18 protein-coding genes are annotated in these 20,980 nt (G+C 65.7%); 9 read left to right on the forward strand and 9 right to left on the reverse strand.

What is annotated here, in order from left to right; translation table 11 throughout:
• Positions 1-43 precede the first annotated feature (43 nt).
• Positions 44-1,456, forward strand: coding sequence for a HAMP domain-containing sensor histidine kinase (locus tag VGC47_09065; protein ID HEX9855451.1), 1,413 nt, complete (start codon positions 44-46; stop codon positions 1,454-1,456).
• A 428-nt stretch (positions 1,457-1,884) separates the two neighbouring features.
• Here VGC47_09065 and VGC47_09070 read toward each other — a convergent pair whose 3' ends face one another.
• The 3 genes from VGC47_09070 to VGC47_09080 are packed head-to-tail and all read right to left on the reverse strand — an operon-like array spanning position 1,885 to position 3,046.
• A complete protein-coding gene (locus tag VGC47_09070; protein HEX9855452.1) occupies positions 1,885-2,202 on the reverse strand; it encodes a hypothetical protein in 318 nt (105 codons plus the stop codon).
• Positions 2,199-2,750 carry a hypothetical protein gene (locus VGC47_09075; protein ID HEX9855453.1) on the reverse strand — a complete coding sequence of 184 codons (552 nt, stop codon included), beginning with the start codon at positions 2,748-2,750 and terminating at the stop codon, positions 2,199-2,201. The genes VGC47_09070 and VGC47_09075 overlap by 4 nt, the downstream gene beginning before the upstream one ends.
• Positions 2,747-3,046, reverse strand: coding sequence for a hypothetical protein (locus VGC47_09080; protein HEX9855454.1), 300 nt, complete (start codon positions 3,044-3,046; stop codon positions 2,747-2,749). The genes VGC47_09075 and VGC47_09080 overlap by 4 nt, the downstream gene beginning before the upstream one ends.
• Positions 3,047-3,441: 395 nt before the next feature.
• On the opposite strand from VGC47_09080, the gene VGC47_09085 reads away from it, so the two are divergent.
• Complete coding sequence (locus VGC47_09085) at positions 3,442-4,041, forward strand: hypothetical protein (protein ID HEX9855455.1); 600 nt, start codon at positions 3,442-3,444, stop codon at positions 4,039-4,041.
• On the opposite strand, the gene VGC47_09090 is transcribed toward VGC47_09085, so the two are convergent.
• Both VGC47_09090 and VGC47_09095 read right to left on the reverse strand, forming a co-directional pair.
• Positions 3,957-4,409 carry a nitroreductase/quinone reductase family protein gene (locus VGC47_09090; protein ID HEX9855456.1) on the reverse strand — a complete coding sequence of 151 codons (453 nt, stop codon included), beginning with the start codon at positions 4,407-4,409 and terminating at the stop codon, positions 3,957-3,959. The two genes, VGC47_09085 and VGC47_09090, sit on opposite strands and share 85 nt — an antisense overlap.
• A 15-nt stretch (positions 4,410-4,424) precedes the next feature.
• Complete coding sequence (locus VGC47_09095; GenBank protein HEX9855457.1) at positions 4,425-5,006, reverse strand: NAD(P)-dependent oxidoreductase; 582 nt, start codon at positions 5,004-5,006, stop codon at positions 4,425-4,427.
• A 337-nt stretch (positions 5,007-5,343) separates the two neighbouring features.
• On the opposite strand from VGC47_09095, the gene VGC47_09100 reads away from it, so the two are divergent.
• Both VGC47_09100 and VGC47_09105 read left to right on the forward strand, forming a co-directional pair.
• Complete coding sequence (locus VGC47_09100) at positions 5,344-7,737, forward strand: GMC family oxidoreductase (GenBank protein HEX9855458.1); 2,394 nt, start codon at positions 5,344-5,346, stop codon at positions 7,735-7,737.
• Positions 7,734-9,467, forward strand: a complete 1,734-nt coding sequence (locus VGC47_09105; GenBank protein ID HEX9855459.1) for a metallophosphoesterase — start codon at positions 7,734-7,736, stop codon at positions 9,465-9,467. Before VGC47_09100 ends, VGC47_09105 begins: the two co-directional genes overlap by 4 nt.
• Here VGC47_09105 and VGC47_09110 read toward each other — a convergent pair.
• Genes VGC47_09110 through VGC47_09120 form a run of 3 tightly spaced genes read right to left on the reverse strand, consistent with a single transcriptional unit; the run spans position 9,457 to position 12,498 of the window.
• Positions 9,457-10,584 carry an alpha/beta fold hydrolase gene (locus VGC47_09110; protein HEX9855460.1) on the reverse strand — a complete coding sequence of 376 codons (1,128 nt, stop codon included), beginning with the start codon at positions 10,582-10,584 and terminating at the stop codon, positions 9,457-9,459. The two genes, VGC47_09105 and VGC47_09110, sit on opposite strands and share 11 nt — an antisense overlap.
• Positions 10,577-12,034, reverse strand: coding sequence for an FAD-dependent oxidoreductase (locus VGC47_09115; protein HEX9855461.1), 1,458 nt, complete (start codon positions 12,032-12,034; stop codon positions 10,577-10,579). The genes VGC47_09110 and VGC47_09115 overlap by 8 nt, the downstream gene beginning before the upstream one ends.
• The gene (locus VGC47_09120; protein ID HEX9855462.1) at positions 12,031-12,498 is read right to left on the reverse strand and encodes an SRPBCC domain-containing protein; all 468 of its coding nucleotides are present in this window, start codon (positions 12,496-12,498) and stop codon (positions 12,031-12,033) included. The genes VGC47_09115 and VGC47_09120 overlap by 4 nt, the downstream gene beginning before the upstream one ends.
• 393 nt (positions 12,499-12,891) lie before the next feature.
• Between VGC47_09120 and VGC47_09125 the strand changes: the two genes are divergently transcribed.
• Positions 12,892-13,284: a hypothetical protein gene (locus VGC47_09125; GenBank protein HEX9855463.1), complete on the forward strand. Its 393-nt coding sequence runs from the start codon at positions 12,892-12,894 to the stop codon at positions 13,282-13,284.
• Between the two features lie 255 nt (positions 13,285-13,539).
• On the opposite strand, the gene VGC47_09130 is transcribed toward VGC47_09125, so the two are convergent.
• On the reverse strand, positions 13,540-15,150 hold the full coding sequence (locus VGC47_09130) for an Ig-like domain-containing protein (GenBank protein ID HEX9855464.1): 1,611 nt from the start codon (positions 15,148-15,150) through the stop codon (positions 13,540-13,542).
• Between VGC47_09130 and VGC47_09135 the strand changes: the two genes are divergently transcribed.
• The 4 genes from VGC47_09135 (at position 15,149) to VGC47_09150 (ending at position 19,495) form a co-directional block, all read left to right on the forward strand.
• On the forward strand, positions 15,149-15,346 hold the full coding sequence (locus VGC47_09135; protein ID HEX9855465.1) for a hypothetical protein: 198 nt from the start codon (positions 15,149-15,151) through the stop codon (positions 15,344-15,346). The two genes, VGC47_09130 and VGC47_09135, sit on opposite strands and share 2 nt — an antisense overlap.
• A gap of 817 nt (positions 15,347-16,163) precedes the next feature.
• On the forward strand, positions 16,164-17,828 hold the full coding sequence (locus tag VGC47_09140) for a LuxR C-terminal-related transcriptional regulator (protein ID HEX9855466.1): 1,665 nt from the start codon (positions 16,164-16,166) through the stop codon (positions 17,826-17,828).
• A gap of 129 nt (positions 17,829-17,957) precedes the next feature.
• Entirely contained in the window at positions 17,958-19,019 is a 1,062-nt protein-coding gene (locus VGC47_09145; GenBank protein ID HEX9855467.1) for a class I SAM-dependent methyltransferase, read from the forward strand.
• 5 nt (positions 19,020-19,024) lie between these two features.
• Positions 19,025-19,495, forward strand: coding sequence for a hypothetical protein (locus VGC47_09150; GenBank protein ID HEX9855468.1), 471 nt, complete (start codon positions 19,025-19,027; stop codon positions 19,493-19,495).
• Positions 19,496-20,980: the final 1,485 nt, after the last annotated feature.

Consider the following 20,980-nt stretch of genomic DNA (forward strand, 5'->3'; position numbering starts at 1 on the left):
AAGATCACCTACGCCTGCCTGGTTGCGATCGCTACTCCTAGCGGTGATCGCCGTTAGTGGGACGGTCGCCACTGTCACGGTGGTGGCCAACGCCTCGGCGTCTTCCGCCGTCAAAGCGGAGGCAGAGCGCGCCCTTCTGATATCGGACATGCAGTCTGCTGTCCGCGTTGAGTCGGAGGCTGCGGCCCTGTTCGTGGCGGGTCTTCCCGGCTCCGATGCGATGGATGGCATGGAGAACGACATGGAGGGCATGACCGGAGAAGGACAGCACGGCTCGGAGATGGGGGTTGACTCAGACGATCACGCTGCGTCTAGTGGGTCGGACCTCTCTGATCATCCCGATGTGGTAGCGGCTGCCGAGGCGTTTGCCGCCTCCGCCTCGAGAATCCGCTCTGAAGGGACAGCCGAGGAGAGGGTGAGGGCCGATGATGCGATCGAGGCCCACACCACCTTCCTTGCGTCCTTGACCCGCCTCAATGCTGCCGCTCACGGGGCAGAGGACGCAATGTCGCTCTACCACAACGACACCCAGCTCGTCGAGACCGAACTGAGGGTGGTAGTAGAGGACCTTCGTGATCAGACGTCCCGGGGTCTGGCCGACGCAGTCGAACGGATCGAGCGCTCACAGACCCTGTTGACGGTCATCCTGCCGCTCGCCGCCGGCGCCGGCGCCGTGGCCGCTGTCGGCTTCTTCCGATCCCGAGCTGCCTGGCGACGTCTTCAGTTCCTCGAAGACCTGATGTTGGCGAAAGACCGGTTCATCGGAACAGTCAGCCATGAGCTGCGCACCCCTCTGGCCGCAATCGTGGGCTTTGCCGCGCTGCTGGGGTCGGAAGACATGAGCCTGGACGAGTCCGAGAGACGTGAGTACAACTCGCTGATTCTCAACCAGGGCAACGAGGTGACCGCCATCGTCGAGGATCTGCTGGTCGCCGCCAGGGCCGAGATCGGAGAATTGACCATCGCCGACAAGCCGATCGATCTCGGAGCACAACTGCGTCAGGTCTTCGAAGGGCTCACCTCACCGCTGAGCTCGGTCCGGGTGACCGGCCACAGGCTCGAGGCTTGGGGAGACCCGGGGCGGGTTCGGCAGATCATCAGGAACCTGTTGACCAATGCCGACCGTCATGGCGGAGAACACATCAGTGTCGAGTTGGCCGCAGAGGGTGCCAGAGCGGTGGTCAGGGTGTTGGACGATGGAGATCCGATCCCAGAGACTCAACGCGAGGCGATCTTCGAGCCCTACACGACCCTCACCACCGACAGTCCGGTGACCGGATCGATCGGCCTCGGGCTGGCAGTGTCCCGACAGTTGGCGGTGTTGATGGGTGGTGATCTCCGATATGACCACCGCCACGGGCACAGCGTTTTTGAGCTCAGGTTGAGGCTCATCGACAGCGAAGCGCCGGTCCCGGCCGACGGGTTGAGAGATCATCGGTTCTCGACGGTCACCTAGTCCCGCGGTGCCCGGCCGGCAAAGAGCCGGCGGGACGGAGGATCCTCGCCGCCCGGTGAGGGAGCGTCCCGTCGATGGGGGTATCCAGCCTGGTAGAGGTCCACACCCCTCTGCGGGACGTACGACCAGGGAGTCTTCGGCCCAACGCTGCTTGTTTCGCTTGATCTACGACTCCAAAATCGGCGCCCACGGCGACCAGCCCGCCGACACATATACCCGGCCGGATCCAGCTCGGCAAGTTCAATGACGAATCACGCCAGGTGACCAGGCGACTGGTGTGACTCGACGAAACCCGCAACCGGAGTGCAGAGCCTGGGAGCCATGTTGGGAGCCATTGCGTGTGCACTTCGATGGACGGCGGTGGACCCGCCCGCCACACCATCATCTGCGGATTCAGCCCGAGGGGCGTCCAAACCAGGGGAGGCGGGTCAGCCAATCGGCTGTCGGCTCATCACGGGTGGTTCACGTCCGGCGAGCAGCCAACCGCCGAGCGCCGCCGCAGAGGGCGTGCCGATGACAATGAGCAGGAGGTGGAGAACCGGCAGCCGGGCGAGGGTGCCGATGTCGTCGAGGTACCCGGCGCCGAGGACGATGAAAGCTGCTGCCCCGCCGAGGGTTACGCCGAGAGCCGCCAAAGCACCGGCCGTTGTGGCGGTCACCGCTCGTCGCAACGTGCTCGTCCCCCCCGTTGCAGCCAGGATCTGAAGGTCGCCCGCCGCTTCACCGCGGATCAGCCCGACTGTCATGGCGAACACCCCAAGCGCGAGAACCATGCCGACGGCCGTCGCCCCGTACGCAGCCCGGCGAGACCGGCCTGGTGGTCACGGGTCTCGATGGTGAGTCCGGCACCGGCCGCCAGGTCACGGGTCGACGCGAGCTCGTCGATGGTGAGTGGAGCGTCGGACTCGATGAGCCAACGACCGGACGGCGCCGTCAGCCAGCCGCGTCGGCGCAGCGCTTCAGGAGTGACGAAGGTTCCCGGTGCGGACGTGTAGCGCCGGTCGATGGTCTCGGCAGTCATCATGGGCTCGACCTTCCGTCGAGGCGCGTCCGCCGGCTGGGCGACACCAAGGATGGCGAGTTCTCCGGACTCGACCGACATGAACTCGGTCGCCGAGTCGAGGGCGTCGAGGTCGACTCCGTATGGGGCGAGCAACCTCGGTGTCGCCACATACGGCAGGCTCAGGTCAACCCAACCGTCGCCCATCCGCTTTACCAAGGTGACGGCGATGCGACCGTCCGACGTAGCTTCGTATTCAAAGCCTGGATCGAGAGCCACGTCGAGTTCGGTCACGACGGCACCGTCGAAGATCGCGGCGATGCGATCGACCTGGGATCGCATGGGGTCGAGCTGGGCGGGTTCAGGCACGAAGGACCGTCGAAGTCTCCCCTGATGAGAAGCTGGTTGTCGGCAAGGTTGCCGGCCTCGGCTGTGTGCTGTGCGGCGGTGGCGGCGACGACGATGGCAATCGGAATGCCCAGGGCCAGAGTGATGGCGGCCAGTGCCGCTGCCGACCGCGCCTGGTATCGCGCCAGGTCGCGAACCGCGATGCGAGGGGCGATCCGAAGCACGCCTGCCAACGAGGCCAACGGACGGATCCCCATCGGGGCTGAGAGCAGGACCCCCACAATGACTGTCGCCGTTCCGCCAACGAACAGTCCAACACTGCGCCAGTAGACGGCCCGGTCGTCGGCAACGGGCCCGGCCGCGAAGAGCGCACCCACACCTCCGGCGATGAGGATTGCAGCCAGCGTGGCCGACCGGCGGACCGTCGCAGGGCGTTCGGGGCCGCCCCGACAGCGCGCCCACGATCGAACCCCGCGAGGCCACCCGAGCCGGCCACCAAGCGGCAAATGACCATCCACAGCACCGGTGAGGCCGGTATGACGAACGAAGAGCTGTGCCGCGGGCTCATCACCGCCGACTCCGAGGCCGAGGTGATCAGCCTGCTGAAGCGATGCGGATACTGGGAAGACTCCAGCCTATGGCGCTACATCGGGGACAACGAAGCCAACTGGTCGACGATCGGGAACCAGCAGAGAGATCCATCGCCGCCCTCGCGGAGAAGTTCATCAACGCTATTGACTCGGTATTGACGGACCTGTGCTATGCCGCCGGCAACGATCCCAAGGGTCCCGACGCGCCGACCAGCATTCGCGAGGCAGTCGCTCGCTTCGAGGAGCAGGCTCCAAACCCGCAGGCCGATCACACCGGCAGGGTCGCGAACTGGCTCGACACCCAAGTCCGCGAGTACGCACGCAAGATCACACTGGCGGTGACCGAGGCCGAGGGCGCGCAGCCCAGCCTGAGCATCGCGGACATAGGCGAAGGGCAGACGCCGGACAGCATCCCCGACACCTTCATGTCCCTGAACAAGAGAAACAAGGTGGACATCCCGTTCGTTCAGGGGAAGTTCAACATGGGTGGCACCGTTGCCACGAGTCGGCCTCTTGTTCCCGCCGCCGCCGAAGTTCCGATCGGTGAGATCGCCATGAACGGCTACGCCGACTCGCGAGCTCCTGGTTCGGCCTCGAGCACGAAGACCGGGATGTGGCGATCGGTCCTCGACCGGTACTCGCCGTAGTCGGGCTGGACCTTCACGAACTCGCCGAACAGGCGCTCGTAGTCCTCGCCGTCGACCTGACGGGCCCTCACCCGGTGCCACCGGCCCGCCTCGCGGACGTCGGCCTCGAGGTGAGCACGCAGGTTCTTGGCCCAGGCCGGGTCCGAGTCGTCGCCGACGTTGCTGCCGACCACGGCCGGCCCGTCGGGCGTCGTCAAGTAGTTGAGCAGGACCCGCCTTCGCTCACCGGACTTGTGCCCCGTGGTCACCAGCTCGAGGACAGACATGCCCACCGCCCGCCTGCCGAGTCGGCCGCCGGTGGCATCCCACACCCATCGGTGGATCTTCCATATGGCGCGGTACCGCTTGCGGGAGTGAGGCTTTCTCATCGTGGCTCCTGTCGGTCAGTCGTCGACGATCGCAAAGACGCCGGGCACCGCATCCAGAGAGGCCACCGTGCGCCGGGCCGCCTCGTCCACGTGGATCCGCGGCGGGTCGGGCGGGCGGGCGGGGTGGTACGTTCCCGGCCCGTAGAACTGCCCATACCGCAGCACGACCCCTGGATAGCTGAGGACCGCCTTCTCGAGCTCCTCCACGGCGGCGCCCCCATCGCCGGGGAGCGCCCAGGCGACGCTCTGCGCGATGAAACGGGAAACGTCGACGGCGAGCGCCGCGGCGACCAGATTGCGGGTGCCTACCCGCCGGATCCGGTTGTGCGATGTCGCGAAATCCTCGAAGCGGGCGAAGTCGTCGGGGAGGTCGGTTAGTTGGTGCATGACGACGTCGGGTTGGGCCCGCGCCACGGCTGCGGCGAGTCCCGCGGCGTCGAACACGTCGCAAACGACCGGCTCGGCGCCGACCTCGATCAACGCTGCCACTTTGGAGCGAGATCGAGTCATACCGATGACCTCGTGGTCCGCCTCTACCAGCAACGGCACCAGTCGTGACCCGATCACGCCCGTCGCTCCGGCCACGAACACTCTCACAACTTGCCGAGTCTACGGCCCCGGGCACCGAGGCCTGAGGCGACGACCGGATCGTCACCGCCATCCGCTCGCGCAGCCGGGAGCGCGGCCCGACTCGTTGGCCCCCGGGTGCCCGCTCCTGGTCGAGCATCACACCGGAACAGACGCACCGATGGACCGGCGTGTATGGGGTCGAGGCGGAAGCCGTCCGGCAGGCGACCCACGGAGTCGACAAAGGTCTCCCGGGCCGTCGCGGCGGCAGGGCGACCGGTACGATCTCCACCGCCGGGTCCCCACACCGTCACCGAGTTTTCGACGAACGGGCCACCCCGGCTCGGTGGTGACAGAGGAGCGGCGTATGGCGGCAGAGCACTTCGACATCGTCGTGGTCGGATCCGGATTCGGCGGATCCGTCGCGGCGGAGCGCCTCGCTCGCGGCGGCAAGCGGGTCTGCGTGCTGGAACGGGGGAAGGCCTATCCCCCTGGATCGTTCCCGAGAACACCACGCGACATGGGGGCCAACTTCTGGGATCCCGCGGCCGGGCTCCACGGCATGTTTCACCTGTGGTCGTTCAGGGACGTGGAAGCGCTGGTGTCGAGCGGGCTCGGAGGAGGCTCCCTCATCTACGCCAACGTGCTGATCCGCAAAGACGAGCGCTGGTTCGTGAAGGAAGACCCCTTCGGGAGCGGCTTCGAGCACTGGCCGATCGGCCGCGACGACCTCGAGCCCCACTACGACCGCGTGGAGCAGATGCTGGGAGCCACGCCGTTCCCGTACCGGGACGCCCCCAAGACGGTCGCGATGCGGATTGCCGCCGAACGGCTGGGCATGGAGGTGCACCTGCCCAACCTGGCCGTGAGCTTCGCGCCGGCAGACGGCGTCGCCCGCCCCGGTGTCGCCGTCGCCGACCTCGACTACCCCAACCTCCACGGGATGTCCCGCCGCACCTGCCGCCTCTGCGGCGAGTGCGACATCGGCTGCAACGATGGAGCGAAGAACACCCTCGACCACACCTACCTGTCGTCGGCTGCCACCGCCGGAGCGGATATCCGGACCCGCAGCGAGGTCAGACGGATCCGGCCCCGTGACGAACGCGGCTACGACATCGAGTACGTGGCGTTCGGTCCCGAGCACGAGGGCCGCAAGACCAACGTGTCGAAGCTGCCGCACGTCGCGTTGACAGCAGACCGCCTGATCTTGGCTGCAGGCGCCGTCGCCACGCCATACCTGCTGCTGCGCAACCGGAGCAACTTCCCGGCGCTCGGGGAGGCTCTCGGCACCCGGTTCTCCGGCAACGGCGACCTCCTTACGCTGGCCATGCGTGCCAAGGATGGCAGGACGCCCCGCATCCTCGATGCCGCCCGCGGCCCCGTCATCACCTCGGCCATTCGGGTACCCGACGCGGTCGACGGCGGCGATGGACGGGGTTACTACGTCGAGGACGCCGGATTCCCGACCTTCGTGGAATGGATCCTCGAGACGCAGACCACGCCGTCCACCCTGCGCCGGCTGGCCGGCTTCGGCTGGCGGAGGGTCAAGGCGCGACTCGGCCGCGATCCCGACAGCGATCTCTCCGCCGAGATCACCCAGGTGATCGGCGACGCCGCGCTGTCTTCGACCTCGATGCCGCTTCTCGGCATGGGCCGCGACATCCCCGACGGGCGGCTCTCGATGCGGCGCGGCCACCTCCAGGTCGACTGGGACATGGAGACCTCTCGCGAGTTCTTCGAGCGGATGCGCGCCACGATGCGGGACATCGCGGGTGCGCTCGGAGCCGAGCACCGCGACAACCTGCTGTGGCGATTCAAGCGCGTCATCACCGTTCATCCAGTCGGAGGTGCTCCGATGGGTCGCCACGTTGGCGAGGGCGTCGTCGACGAGTACGGCCAGTCGTTCGCGTATCCCGGGCTCCACGTGGTGGACGGTGCGGCCATGCCGGGGCCGGTCGGGGCGAACCCGTCGCTCACGATCGCCGCCTTCGCCGACCGGGCCGCCGAACGGATCCTCGAGACCGACGAGCGAGCCGCTCCGCCACACCGCCATACCGTGGCAACCGAACCGGCTCCGCCTAGGGTGACGGCCATCGAGTCCGACCAGGCACCGACCAACACCGAGACCACGACGCTCTCGTTCACCGAGGAGATGAAGGGACACGTGTCGCTCGGCGACCTCCCCTTCGAGGAAGGGGCCCGCCGCGGCGAGGACGACGACAACTTCCTCATGTTCCGCCTCACCATCGAGCTCGTCGACGTCGAACGATTCGTCGCCGAGGCCGAGCACGAGGGAAGCGCCTCCGGGTGGGTGCAGTGCGAGATGCTGGGAGGCCGATTGTCAATCGAGTCCGGCGTGTTCAACCTGTTCGTCGACGCCGCCGACCCCGGCGTGAGCCGGATGCTGTATCGCCTGTGGTTCGCAGACAGCGTCGGCAACCCCCTGACCCTCACGGGATTCAAGACAGTGCGCGACGACCCCGGCTTCGACACTTGGTCGGACACCTCGACGCTCTACGTGAAGGTCCTGCAAGGCCGCATCCGCCCCGAGGACGACGACGACGCCGAGGTGGTGGCGACGGGCGTACTGAGGATCCACTTGCTCGACTTCGCCCAGCAGCTCACCACGTTCCGCGTGTCCGGTCCCGGCGCCGGAGCCAGGATGGGAGCGCTCACGGCGTTCGGGCGTCTCTTCCTCGGAGAGCTGTGGGACGTCTACGGGCCACCGATGGAGGGGGCGGACGACCGGGGGACGTCGTGACGGCTCCTCGCCGCCCCGCATCCGATCGTCCCAGCGACCTGGGCTTCGTACCCCAGCCGATGGTCGAGTGGCTGTCGCCCGGGGAGCTGCTGAGCGCGGCGCTGCGTGTGATGCTCTCGTCGGTCTTCGGGGCCTATGCCGACAAGCGGGAGCTGCAAGGTGTCTGGCCGCTCGGCGACGCGCTCGACTACTCGAGTCGCGAGGATCTCTGGATCGACTACGTCGCCGACGTCGCCGACGGATTCGACGCCACGATTACGGTGGCCTCGGTGCTCGCCTCGCCCGAGATCGACCTCGCCTCGCCCGAGGGACCCTCGTATCGGACGCGGCGCGGCGACGTGCTCGTGATGGGTGGCGACCAGGTGTATCCGAGCGCCGACTATCGCAACTACCGCAACCGCCTGATCGGGCCCTACCGGGCAGCGCTACCTGCCGTCAACGGGCGGGCGCCCGACCTCTTCGCCATCCCCGGCAACCACGACTGGTACGACGGGCTGACCGCGTTCCTCCGGGTGTTCTGCCAAGGGGAAGCCATCGGCGGGTGGCAAACGCGCCAGCGACGCAGCTATTTCGCGCTCCAGCTGCCCCATCGATGGTGGTTGTGCGGCATCGACATCCAGTTCGAGTCGTACCTCGACCCGTCGCAGCTCCTGTACTTCCGCGAGAGGGTGGGGAGCCAACTGCAGCCGGGCGACTCGGTCATTGTGTGTGCGGCGACACCGAGCTGGGTCGACGCCAACACCGGCGAGCCCGACGCGTACGAGAACATCGACCTCCTCGAACGCGAGATCGTGAAGCCCCGGGGTGCCGCCATTCGGCTCGTGATCGCCGGCGACAAGCACCACTACGCCCGGTACGCGGCCGCCGAAGGGGATTCACAGCGGATCACGTCGGGTGGCGGGGGCGCCTACCTGGCCGCCACCCACCAGCTCCCCGAGTCGATCGAGGTCCCTCCCCCGGATTCGACCGACATGGAGAAGTCGGCGCCCACCAAGTACAAGCTCGCCAAGGCGTATCCCGCCAAGGCGACGTCGCGGCGTCTCCGCATCGGGGTTCTGCGCCTGCCGTTCCAGAACGGATCGTTCTGGGGTCTCGTCGCCCTCACCTACCTGATCGTCGGCTGGAGCGTCATCCTCGGCCTCCGGGTCGGCGCCGAAGGCTTCGCCGACCTGCTGCGCAGCGTGCACTGGAGCTCACTGGTGAGCGGGCTCTTCGCCCGCCCGGTCGGCTTCGTGATGGCGATCGGCCTCATCGCCGGCCTCGCCGCCTTCAACCAGTCACCCCAGCAGGTGAAGCGCTGGGCCTTCGGCGCCGGGCACGGCGTCGCCCATCTCATGCTCGTCTTGGCGACGATCCTGGCAGCGGCACGACTGTTCGCCGACCTCGGAGACGGCCTGCTCCTCCTCGGCGTGACCCTCGTCCTCGGGACCGTCGGCGGGTTGCTCGGCTCGTGGCTCGTGGCCATCTACCTCCTCGTGGCCGACCACTTCCGCTGCAACATCAACGAGGTGTTCGCCGCCCAGCACATCGAGGGCTACAACAACTTCGTCCGGATGCACATCGCCACCGACGGCAGCCTCACCCTCCACCCGGTACGGATCCAGAAGGTGGTTCGCTGGCAGTTCGCCCCCGACGGCGACGACCACGCCCCGTGGTTCGTCCCCAAGACCGATCCTCCCGACCCCAAGCTGATCGAGCCGCCGATCCGGCTGGAGCCGCTCAGGCGGTAACCGGCCCCCTGACCGACCGGCGCACGCTCCCGTCCCTGTGACGGTCGAGGAACTCGATGATGAGTGGAAAGATGTCGTGCGCCACGTTCTTGCCCATGAACGGATCCTGATGACCGTAGCCCGGGATCACGGAAAGCTCGTGGAGCCCGGGGACGATGCGGTCGAGCCGCTCGAAGGCGACGACGTTGGAGTCGCTGAACACCCGGTTCTCGTCACCGGTCATGAAGAGGATCGGGGTGGTGACGTCCGGAGCGTCGCGGAAGTAGTTGTTGGGGAGCCGGTCGTAGGTCGGATCGCCCACCGCATACTTCACGGCCTGACCGGCCCTCAGCATCTTGCCGACGTGGCGGTAGTAGTTCATGGAGGTGGCGCCGTAGAGATCGGCGCCGCGGCGATGGGTCACGTCAGCCAGGTTCTCGTGGTGATAGAGCGCCGGCCAGCCAGTGCCCCACATCATCGACAGCATGTGGCAGGCGGGGACGTCGCATTCACGGTGGAAGAAGGACACGACTCGGGAGAACAGCTCTCCCCGGGTGAACCCGGGATCCTCGCTCCAGCGAGGGTTGAGGTAGGGGAAGCCGAGCACGTGGTCGACCATGGCCGGGGCGAAGGTGAGCTTGAGGCGCGACCACGTCGGCACCCGCGGGGTGATCGAGACGCTGTTGACGACGAGGCTGGTGACGTCGACCAATCCGGCGAACAGGCTCATGGAGAACGACGTCGCACCGAGGCAGTGGCTGATCACGTGAATCGGACGGTCGCCGACGTGGTCGCGCACCGTCGCCAGAGCCGGCGGATAGTCGTAGAGGGCCACGTCGTCGAGCGTCCAACGGTGCTTGAACAGGTTGTACGAGTGGCGGTTGCTCATGCGGTTGTCGAGGCACCACACGTCGTTGTAACCCCGGTCGAGCAGGTGGGTGACCAGGTTCTCGTGCTCGGGCATGATGAACATGTCGGTCGAGGTAGTCAGCCCGTGGATGATGACCACGGCTTCGTCCGCCGGCCCGCGGTTGAAGCGTAGGAAGGAGAGGCCCAGCCCGTCCTCGGTTTGGAACCAGTGGGTGGTGACGTCGGCGTCCTTCACGCCCTCCAGGGTGTACATCGGGATCTCACGCATCGGCGTCACTCCTGGTGCGGTCGGCCGGATGTACCGAGCGTCCCCCGTTGTAGGGGGCATTGGGGTCGATCTTCGCCAACCGCTCGGGATCACGGCCGGTGCGGGTGTGCATGTAGCGGTACGAGCCGGTCTCGATGCAGGCCTGGTCGAGGTCGCCGACGATCTGGCGCAGCAGGGACTCGGTGAGCAGGTCGGGGTCGACTCCGACGTAGAAGAGCAACTCCGCCCAGTGCTCCCGCTCGGGATCACCCTGCGCGAGGTACGCCGATGTGATGCCTTTGACGTAGAGGGTGATGAACGTGAAGCACCGGTAGCGCTCCCGGTAGTCGGTGACGACATCCCACATCCGCCGGACCATCTCCTCGTACACCTGCATGGGCGCGAGCACGACCAGGAACCGCTGCGGGTCGCCGACGGTAGCATCCAGGATCTTCTCGGTGAACAACTCGGCGTTCTTCACGGTGGCGTACTTCGGAGCCCTCACCACGCCGGCCATGCCCGCCATCTTGACGAGCTCGTCGACCCGCCGGGGCAGCCGCCCCGCCAGCCAACCGAGGCGATGGAGGCTCCCGTAGGCGACGGACTCGATCGAACGCCGGGCCGGCGAGGGGTCGGCGTCGCGATAGACCGAGAACGTCCCCAGCTCGAGGCTCTTGCCCGACCCCCTCGGGAAGTCGACCCACATCCCTCTCATGAACCTGGCGTCGTCGGGCGGAGCGGCGCAGAGGTCGCGTGAGGCGACGATGAACGAGTCCAGGTCGTCATAGCGGGTGTCGTCGTTGCGCCAATACGTCGAGTGTTTGTCGATCCTCATGATGGTGACGGTCACCTTGGTGATCACACCATGGCGGCCCAGGCCGAGGAGGAGACGATGAAGCTCGTCGGCACCGTCGCCCCGGTCGACGGTGTGGACGCCGCCGGACCAGTCGACGTACTCGAGGCGCTGCACCGTGTCGGCGAAGAGCCCGTATCGGAACGAGGACGGGGTGATGCCACCCACCGAGGCGAAACCCCCAACGGTGATATGGGCGTGGTCGCCGATGACGGGCAACCCCAGGCCGAACGGGGCGAGGTGCTCGTCGACGTCGGCCGACGGGGTGCCCGCATAGACGGTCGCCGTCATCGCCTGCTGGTCCACCTCGAGCACCCCGTAGAGCTTCTCGGTGAGCAGCACGGCACCGCTCTCGGGAGTGACCAGGTCGTTGCTGGAGTGACCCTTGCTGCGCACCGTGAGGACCTGGCCCAACTGGACGCACTCGCGGACGCACCTCACCACGTCGTCGGTGGTCCGGGGTACGTAGAACTTGAGCGGCGAGCGGGGAGGACCGCCCGGGTCGCCAATCCGGTCCCAGTCGTAGAAGAGGGAGTCGATCGAGTCGTGGACGAACGTCTCGTGCTGGTTGATGGCTCTGCGCCACGCGGTCTTGCCCGCCGGCTTCATGTCGGTCATGGGTCCGGGCCGCTGCCCACGGCTCCGGGTGCAGACGGTTGCTCCAGCCGTCGGCGGAGCGCCTCGCCCAACGCAACGTAGCCGTCGACGATCTTCCTCCTCAGGAACGGCATCACCACCGGTGCCAGGCCATGGGCCGTCTCGGTCTGCACGAGCACGACGCCTGCATCGGCCTTCATCTCGATTCTGAAGACGCGATCGACGTCCATCAGCCCGGGCAGCAGGTTGCGCGACCGCCAAGCCAGTATGCGCGGCGGGTCGACGGTCACCATGAGCTGGTGCATGTTCATCCGGCGCTTCCCCAGATGCAGCACCATCTTGACCCAATCGCCCTCCACGAGCGGCTTGTCGGCCCAGGACAGGGTCGGGTTCCACTCCGGCCAGCGATCGACGTCGACCAGCGCCTCCCATACCGCCTCGGGCTCGGCGGCGATCGCCGTCTCGTGTTGCAGGGTGACAGCCACTCGCATCCCCGGTTCATGTTGGGAAATCACTGTCGGCGAGGCCGTATTCGCCCCGCGACTCTAACCTGCGCCGGCCGCGGCGCGCCGAGGACAGCAGGTTCCCGGGTGGTCACCGGCAGCCGAAGCCGACCCTCCGGCTCCAACCTCTTGTCGGGCGTGATGCCCAGCTAGCCGCAACATCCGGTGGGCGGCAGCCGTGTCGGGACCGCTACGACGCGACCCGTGGGCGGCCAAGGCCCTCTGGCTCTTCCCAGCGACCCTGTTGAGTGCGGCGGCGGTCTCCCTGTCAAGCGGCGATGGTGTACTTGGAGGCACATACATCGGGGCCGGAGTGATCGCCGCTGGCGCGCTTGCCACAGCAGCTCGAGGGTCGACAGGTGAGGGCTCCGTCCGGTGAGCTCGAACGCGCTGCAGGCGGTCGGTGGTGCCCTCACCGTTCTCGGCGCCGGCCTGTTCCTCATGGCGTGGGCGTCGGAGATGTTCCTGGGCGAGCCGATGCTGGGTGGCGTGGAGGTGTCCCGATGGCTCGCGGTCCCGGCTCACATCCTCATGCTGTTGGGTCTCGTCAACATCTACCTGGTCCAAGCGGGTCGGGTCGGGGTCTGGGGTCTGGTCGGCTTCCTGTTGACGTTCTTCGGTGTGGCCATCTTCATCGGGTACGTGATCGGCGGTTGGACCGCAGCCATCCCCGAGCCCACGCTGGGACCGATCGGGGGTGTTCTCTGGCTCACCGGGCGCTTGATCCTCGCCATCGTCACGTGGCATGCCGGTGTCCTGCCCCGGTGAGCAGGAGTCCTTTGGTTCTTCGGTGCCGTCCTCTACGCCAACGGAGTCCCTGTCGGACCCGACGACGTACCCCGGATCACCGCACTTTTCGGCGCCCTGATCATCGCCGCCGGAATGGGTTGGGCAGGTCTGGGCATGCTCAGCTGGATTAGCGGACGAGAACTGGATGCACGCAGCATCTCCATCGCGCACATGCTGGCCATGCGCCCTGGTGTCCATCAGGTGTCGAACATGTGAGGCTGGTGCGATCCGGAGTCATCGTGTCAGCACGAGGTTCGTGGTGGAGGGCCACGATCTGAGGTCACCGGAGTAGGAGGCGACAATGCGGTGACGGCCCGGCGCCAGGTCGGATACCGCGACCCGAAAGCGCCCCTCCTCGTCGGCCGTGACCGTGCCGACCGTCTCGGCTACTGGCGCTAGCGGGACGGTGTGGCGCTCCAGCTCTGCGCCGGCAAGGAAGACGACGCCGGCATAACCGGCGCCCGCGGATCCCTCGGGGACGGCGGCTTCGACAATGAACCGGTACTGGGCACCGGGATTCACAGCAAAGCGCTCGCTGCCGAGGTTGATCTCTGCGTCCGGGTCGGCTGCCAGCCTCAACATCGTGCCGTCACCGGTGTCGCTGGCGACGACGTCGACACCGTCGATATCGAACTGAGCGAGGTACCCGAAGTCGGGATCTGACACCCGGTTGCCCGGCTCATCGGCTTCCGTGTAGCCGACCTGGTAGATCCGCAGGTCGGCGGGGCCCGGTCCTGCCCCCTCGGTGTTGATGCGGATCCCCACCTCGCCAAGCTCGGCACCCTCCGGCACCACGCCTTCGATGACCAACATCTGGCGGGCTCCGTCGAGGGGTTGTGCCGTCACGGAGACGGAGGCCATCGGAACTGGGTCGCCCTGGATGGTGACCACTCGGCCGTTCACCGTGCCCTCGCCGACCTCGGCCTCAACGGCGGTCCTGCGCCCCAGGTAGCGGCCGATGAGGCCGGTGAAGGTGGCCGGATCGTCTTCAGGCAAGACCCGCTGCGGATGGAATTGCCACGACTGGAGGACAACGTGATCGGGGAGGCCGCCCCACTCCTGCTCATAGGTGTGCGCACGCTCGGCGCTGAGCTGAACCCACTCGGCGTCCGAACCGGTGTCGTCACCGCCGTTGTAGATGATGCCGAACGGGACATTGCGTGACCGAACCACGTCCTCGATCTCACGTGCCACCTCGGGCCAGCCGGGTCGGGTCCAGTCGACGTCGAGGTGGAAGAACCCCAACGACTCCCCGGCCGCCGCCTCGTATGCGTCCAACCACACCGCGATATCGTCGGCGTTGATCTCCGGCCCCACCCACGCCGGCTCGATGTCGCCGACCACGATTCCGGGCTCCACTTCTCGGAGCATTGCCACGAAGGCGGCGACTTCCGCGGCGACACGCTCCACCGACCAGGAGCAGGCGTTCTCGCCCTCGTAGAAGTGGCCGTGGGCCAGCGGCTCGTCGAAGGCGACCAGGGCAACCGAGCCTCCGAGATCCGCGATCCGCTGCACGGTCTGCACCGCCACCACGCCGGCGAACCCTTCGATGCCTTCGCCGCACTCGCCAGCGGCACCGATCGGGCCGAAACCGGGGTGCGGGGGCAACGCCCCCAACTCCATGGCGAGCGGAATGCCCCGGTCGCGGAGGCCGTCGATCACCCGCAGGAACTCCTCGTTGGTTGGCTCCCGGGCCAGCCCGATCTGGTCGTAGATCTTGAAGGCGTGTAACTGGTCGGCGGCCGACGACCAGTCCGACCCGGCAGCGAAGAGGTCGAAGTAGTCGTCCGACCCCTTGACGAACCCGGGTAGGTCTACCGCGGGATGCGGCGCGAACCAGATCATGGGCCGAGCCGCGAGATGGACGGCCGGCGAGCTCGACGTCGTGGTGGTGGTCGTGGCCGTGGTGGACGGTGTCTCATGTCTTCCGGTTGCGGACGTCGCCGCATCGGTTGTTTCCGGGCTGCCGGCGTTGCTGCAGGACGCCAGGAAGATCGCCGCGAACACCGCGCCACTTCTCGCCGCTGAACTCCTCCGGTGAGCCGGTCGCATCCCTCTACCCTACGTTCGACCCTGAAGGCTCTCTTCGGGGCGAACCTGGCCCAGACGGTCAGCCGGTAAGGGTGGGGAGGTGGACCTGTGACCCCCGCTTCAGCAGGGTCTCATTGGCACGCTCGGAGGTGACTCGGCGAGTTCGGTGTGTTCGGCCCCCAACCTTCTGATCCATAGATCTCCAAGCGGTGTCCATGGGTGTCCACAGGGGTCCGCAGAGCCTGCAGCGATGGGCTGTCGAGTCCACCGGCGTCCATGGGTGTCCGGTCGGGTCCACAGAGAATGGCTCCCAACTTGGCTCCCACCGCCGTCGCATGGGCCAAGTGCTGATCCTTTGCTCCTACGGACTCGGCTCACTCCTCTGCTCAAGCCTGAAACCAAGCGAAAGTCCCGTCGAGGTCGCTCTGTTCCGTGGCTGGCTGAATGGGTCGTGACTGTTCGTTCGTTCCGGCAACGCGCCCACCTCGCAGCTTGCCTATCGCATGCTGCATGCTGTGACCCGTGAGAGCCACCCGCAACCGATACCGGGAGCGGTGCCAGCACGACTTGTTCCTCGCTTTTCGCGGGCTGGTTCGCTGCTTCGATAGCTTCGGGGCCTTGGTCCCGGCCCTCCTGCCAGATCGTAAGGCCATGCCGGTGGTTCGTCCCGGACCTCGGAGTCAGCACACTCAGCCCAACTCCAATGGGAGGGTGGAGGAGGAAAACCGTTCCCACTCAGCCCCTCCAGGGCACTCTCGCGCCGGCTGTTGTCGTCACGGGATCACTGTCCCGAGCAACCTCGGCGCCTCCCTCGTAGGCTTCTCGCCATGACCGCGGATCTCGTGACCCGAGGCAACACGCTATTGGAGAAGGGCCGGTGGGAGGAGGCTAGGCAGGCGTTTGAGGAAGCGATGGGCACGACAGAGAGCGCCGAGGCGCTGGCAGGGTCGGCGACGGCCTCTCGTTGGTTGGATGACATCGATGCTGCGATCACCTCGATGCAACGTGCCTACCGCGCCTACGTCGAGAGCGAAGCGAGCGTCGACGCCGCCAATGCCGCTGTCTGGCTGGCCGAACTGTTCCTGGATTACCGGGGTGAGCCCGCGGTCGCATCCGGATGGCTACAGCGAGCTCGTCACAGGCTGAAGACCGAACCCGACCACCCGGCTTTGGTGATCCTTGCGGGCATGGAGGCTTACCTTGCGCTCGCATATGACAAAGACCCACCTAAGGCACGGTGCTTGGCGGAAGCAGCGTTGGCGCCGGCGCAACGGCTCGGAGATGAGAGCGTCGAGATCATGGCGAAAGCGCAGTTGGGCCTGATTCGGGTAAGCCAGGAGGATATGAGGGAGGGGATGCGGCTGCTTGACGAGGCCACGGCTGCGGCCGTCGCCGGAGAACTCCATCGGCACGGGGCCGTCCAGACTTACTGCTTCCTGATCACGGCCTGTGAGCGGGTTCGTGACTTCGAGCGGGTGGCGCAATGGGCACGACACGTGGTGGCTCTCGCCACCGACATGGGGAGGGAGGATTTTGCCGTATTCGCACGGACCCAGTACGCCAACGTTCTGATCTGGAGAGGCGAATGGGTCGAAGCCGAACATGAATTGGCTTCGCTTGTGGAGGACACGACGAATCGTCCCCTGACCGCAGCCATGGCCCTGGTTCAGCTGTCGTCGCTGAAACGACGGCAGGGCAACTTCGAGGAAGCAGACGAACTGCTACGCCATGCTGAACGTGAGCCGTATCGGAGCGGCGTCCGGCATTTGGTCCTGACCGCGAGAGCTGCCCTCGACCTCGACCGCGGGGATCCCCAGGCTGCTGCCGACATGGCGGAGCGGTATCTCCTGGCCGTGTCGATGGATGACCCGATGGAACGCATCGAAGCCCTCGAGATCCTGGTTCGAGCCCGAGCCAGCCTGGGCGAGCAGGAGCCGGCCATGAGGGCTGCCGGCGAGCTCGCCGACATCGGCGCAGCCATCTCAACAGATGCGGTCGAGGGCGCCGCTCGTGCCGCCAGCGGAGTGGCGACACGGGCTTCGGGCGAGCTGGACGGGGCCCGGCGGGCTTTTGAGGAAGCGATAGCACTGTTGGACGCCGGCGGGGCGGCTCATGAGGTGGTCCGAACTCGGCTCGAGCTGGCCGAAACCTTGATCCTGATGGGCCATCCTGAAGCTGCAGGTCGCGATGCCGAAGTCGCGAGGGAGGGAGCTTCACGTTTGGGAGCTGCTGCTGATGTTGCTCGAGCGGCTCATGTTCTCTCAGGTCTCCGGGAACCTCCTGCCGGTTTCGAAGACCTAACTAGCCGCGAGGTGGAGATTCTCCGTCTGCTGGCTGCCGGGAAGTCGAATTCGGAGATGGCCGAGGATTTGTTCGTTTCGGTACGAACGGTTGAACGACACGTCTCCAACATCTACGCCAAGATTGGCGTCTGCGGCCGATCCGGTCGTGTTGCCGCCGCCGCCTACGCCCACACCCACGGGATCACGTAGTCCAGTTTGCGTGTGGTAATTACGGATCTGCGTGTCAGCACCGATGCCGAACCGGGCCATATCTCGTACGTTCGGCGATGCGACCAGGCAGCCAGCCGAGACGTAACCCTTTCAACGACAGGAGTGGAGATGGAACTCGATCAGGCAGAAGCAGAAGCATTCGCCAAGAAACTGCTGCAAGCCGTGGACGGAGCGTCCCTGTCACTCCTCACGAGCATTGGGCACCGCACGGGCCTGTTCGATTCCATGGCCGAGCTTCCGCCGTCAACCAGCGAAGAGATCGCCCGCGCCGCCGCCCTTGACGAGCGCTATGTTCGAGAATGGCTCGGCGGCATGGTGGTCACCGAGGTCGTCCACTACGACCCTGACACAGGCCGCTACGCACTTCCTCCCGAACACGCTGCTTTTACCACCACTGCCGCGGGGCCAGACAACATCGGCTTCTTCACCCAGTACATCTCGATGATGGGCGAGATCGAGAACGAGATCGTCCGGGTGTTCCGCGAAGGCGGTGGCGTCCCCTACACGTCGTACCAACGATTCCAGTCATTGCAACGAGAGGAGACCGCCCGCGTCTACGACGCCGCGCTTGTCGAAGGGATCCTCCCCCTGGTCCCCGGATTGGTGGAGCGACTCGACGACGGGATCCGTGTCCTCGATGTGGGAACCGGAGCGGGTCACGCAATCAACGTCATGGCTCGTGCGTTCCCGGAGAGTTCGTTCCGGGGGACCGACATCTCCCAAGAAGGTATCGACCTCGCCATAGCGGAAGCAGAGAGTTGGGAACTCACCAACGTGGGCTTCGACCTCGAAGACACCGCCGGCACCACCGGCCGATACGACCTGATCACCGCCTTCGACACGATCCATGACCAAGCAAATCCGACCGCGGCGCTCCGATCGATCGCAGACGCACTCAACCCCAACGGCGTGTTTCTCATGGGCGACATCAACTTCTCGACGAACCTCGAAGACAATGTGGGCAACCTGTTTGCCCCCTCTATCTTTGCCTTCTCGGTCTTCCATTGTCTCACCGTCTCCCTCGCCTACGGAGGGGAAGGACTCGGTACCGCCTGGGGCGAACAGTTGGCCCGAAGCAAACTGGCCGAGGCAGGCTTCACCAAAGTCGAGACCAACCGGATCGACGGCGACTTCCTCAATCTGTACTACACCGCCCAGAAAGCAGAGTGAGGCGTGTGACGACCGCTGCCAACGACCATCGTCCGGAAGAGGCAAGAAGACTGACGGCCTTCCTCGGACAATGGAGGGTCGAGGGAACACTGCGAAACAGAGAATCCCAGGCCGCAGTCTTCGGAAGATGGAGATTCGAGCCAGCCATCGACGGGTGGGGCATCTCCGGGATCATGGACACCTATATCGAAGGAATGGATACCTTCGAGGAGAGCGAGCTGATCAGATTCGACACTGTCGGAGGACAGATCCACATGTTCAGCGCCAACAAGTACGCGATCAGGGACCACTTGGGAGATTGGACCCGTGATGATCAGCTCAAAGTTCGCTACAAGGGAACGCACGGACTCGGCGAGATCACAGAAGAGATCACCGTCGACTTCGAAGGGCCCGATCGAATCGTCGCCCGCGTGATCGAGCACGCTGACGGGGCGGTCGTCATGACAACCGATCTCACGCTCACTAAACAGAGTTGATCCACCAACCGGGCGGCTCAAGTGGTGAGTCATCGAGACGCGGCGACACGGGATGACTCACCGTCAGAAGGTTCACTAGCTCCAATCCGACAGAATCCCTTGCCACACAAGGGTTTCGACGGCACGCCCTGAAGGACTCGAACCCCCAACCTTCTGATCCGTAGATCTCCAAGCGGCGTCCCGTCTCTTCTCGCCTGAGATTCTGGCGCGGAACCAACACCCGTATCTGGTGGCAAACCACCCATGTGTCAATAGCGGGGTGCTGCCCGTGCAGGGTTGTGTTGGAAGGTGATCCTCGCCACTCTTCGTGAGGAGTCTGCTCGCCTTCGTGTCACTGTGCTCGTCGGCGATGAGTGACTCGAGGTCGACCTTCGCCAGAACACGTTGCTCGTCCCACGGCCGACGGTCCTGGGCGCGCTCGAACCGACTTCGACTGCAGCCAAACTGCAACCCAACGGGCTAACAGGGGCCGACAGAGCCTGATACGAGCCGGACCCCGAACTGGCAAGAATGCCCGTAAACACGGACTTTTCACTACAGCCTGATACCTCTTAGCACGGGCGTGACCGGATTCAGGTTCCTGCGATCGCAAGATCGTGGGGGTTCAAGTCCCCCCTCGCCCACCAGGGATTTCTACCCGATTTCGGGTCCGTCCAGAGGTCGCCGTCAGGCCGGGCGCTGCGGACACCGAGATCGGCTCTCCCGGGGCTCACTCCTCCACTGGTCTCCGTCACCCCTCATGGCTTACAGAGCCGGTTCTGGTGAGGGGTACGAGCGCGTGTGATCGCCCCTGGTGGGGAGGGATAGGGGTGGAGGGATCATCTCTGATCATGGACATGGCCGAATAGGCCGATCTTGCTGATCGCCCACGAGCCGACGAAAGGAATTCCCGGTAGACTTCGTTCGTGACGCTCGCCCGACCCACCGTGCGATTCACCACCTCAAAAGATGGTGTCGACATCGGGTTCTGGGAGATTGGCTCCGGCCCTCCCCTTCTCCTCGCCCATAACAGAAGTCTCAGCCATGCCGAATTGGAGTGGACTGTTCCGTCGATGGCGGCGTTCTATCTTGAGCTCGCCAGGTATTTCCGCGTGGTGAGATTCGACCCGCGTGGTGCCGGAATCTCAGGAGAGCCGGGGAAGTAATCGTGTCCGACAGCGTCCGTCAGCTTGCGGTTGGCAAGGAGTTCGAGTTCCAGCCGAGAGGTGAGATCTCCCTGAAAGGATTCAAGGAGGCGCAGCGAGTCTGGATAGCGACACGGTCGAAAAAGCCAACGTCGATGACCAACAACAGCCCGTGATGGGCGGCAGCGAGTAGAGCAATCCGTACCCAGCAGACCCAGATCACAGCAGTTCTGCAGCGACCGCACGTTGACGGCTGTCTTTCTGCCGATTCGTATGCTCGATAGTGGAAAACCGGCTGACCTTTGGTGATGGCCCTTTAGTCGCCGACCGCTACGAGCAACCTCGCCTGGGTAACGGCGGC

Source organism: Acidimicrobiia bacterium (assembly GCA_036396535.1).
Lineage (GTDB): Bacteria > Actinomycetota > Acidimicrobiia > Spongiisociales > UBA5794 > DASWKR01.

Coding starts and splice junctions, on each gene's coding strand:
- VGC47_09090 (HEX9855456.1), bottom strand. CDS start 4,409: ATGAGAAAGCCTCACTCCCGCAAGCGGTACCGCGCCATATGGAAGATC.
- VGC47_09130 (HEX9855464.1), bottom strand. CDS start 15,150: ATGATCTGGTTCGCGCCGCATCCCGCGGTAGACCTACCCGGGTTCGTC.
- VGC47_09140 (HEX9855466.1), top strand. CDS start 16,164: ATGACCGCGGATCTCGTGACCCGAGGCAACACGCTATTGGAGAAGGGC.
- VGC47_09135 (HEX9855465.1), top strand. CDS start 15,149: ATGGGCCGAGCCGCGAGATGGACGGCCGGCGAGCTCGACGTCGTGGTG.
- VGC47_09145 (HEX9855467.1), top strand. CDS start 17,958: ATGGAACTCGATCAGGCAGAAGCAGAAGCATTCGCCAAGAAACTGCTG.
- VGC47_09100 (HEX9855458.1), top strand. CDS start 5,344: ATGGCGGCAGAGCACTTCGACATCGTCGTGGTCGGATCCGGATTCGGC.
- VGC47_09085 (HEX9855455.1), top strand. CDS start 3,442: ATGGCGCTACATCGGGGACAACGAAGCCAACTGGTCGACGATCGGGAA.
- VGC47_09110 (HEX9855460.1), bottom strand. CDS start 10,584: ATGCGTGAGATCCCGATGTACACCCTGGAGGGCGTGAAGGACGCCGAC.
- VGC47_09115 (HEX9855461.1), bottom strand. CDS start 12,034: ATGACCGACATGAAGCCGGCGGGCAAGACCGCGTGGCGCAGAGCCATC.
- VGC47_09070 (HEX9855452.1), bottom strand. CDS start 2,202: ATGACAGTCGGGCTGATCCGCGGTGAAGCGGCGGGCGACCTTCAGATC.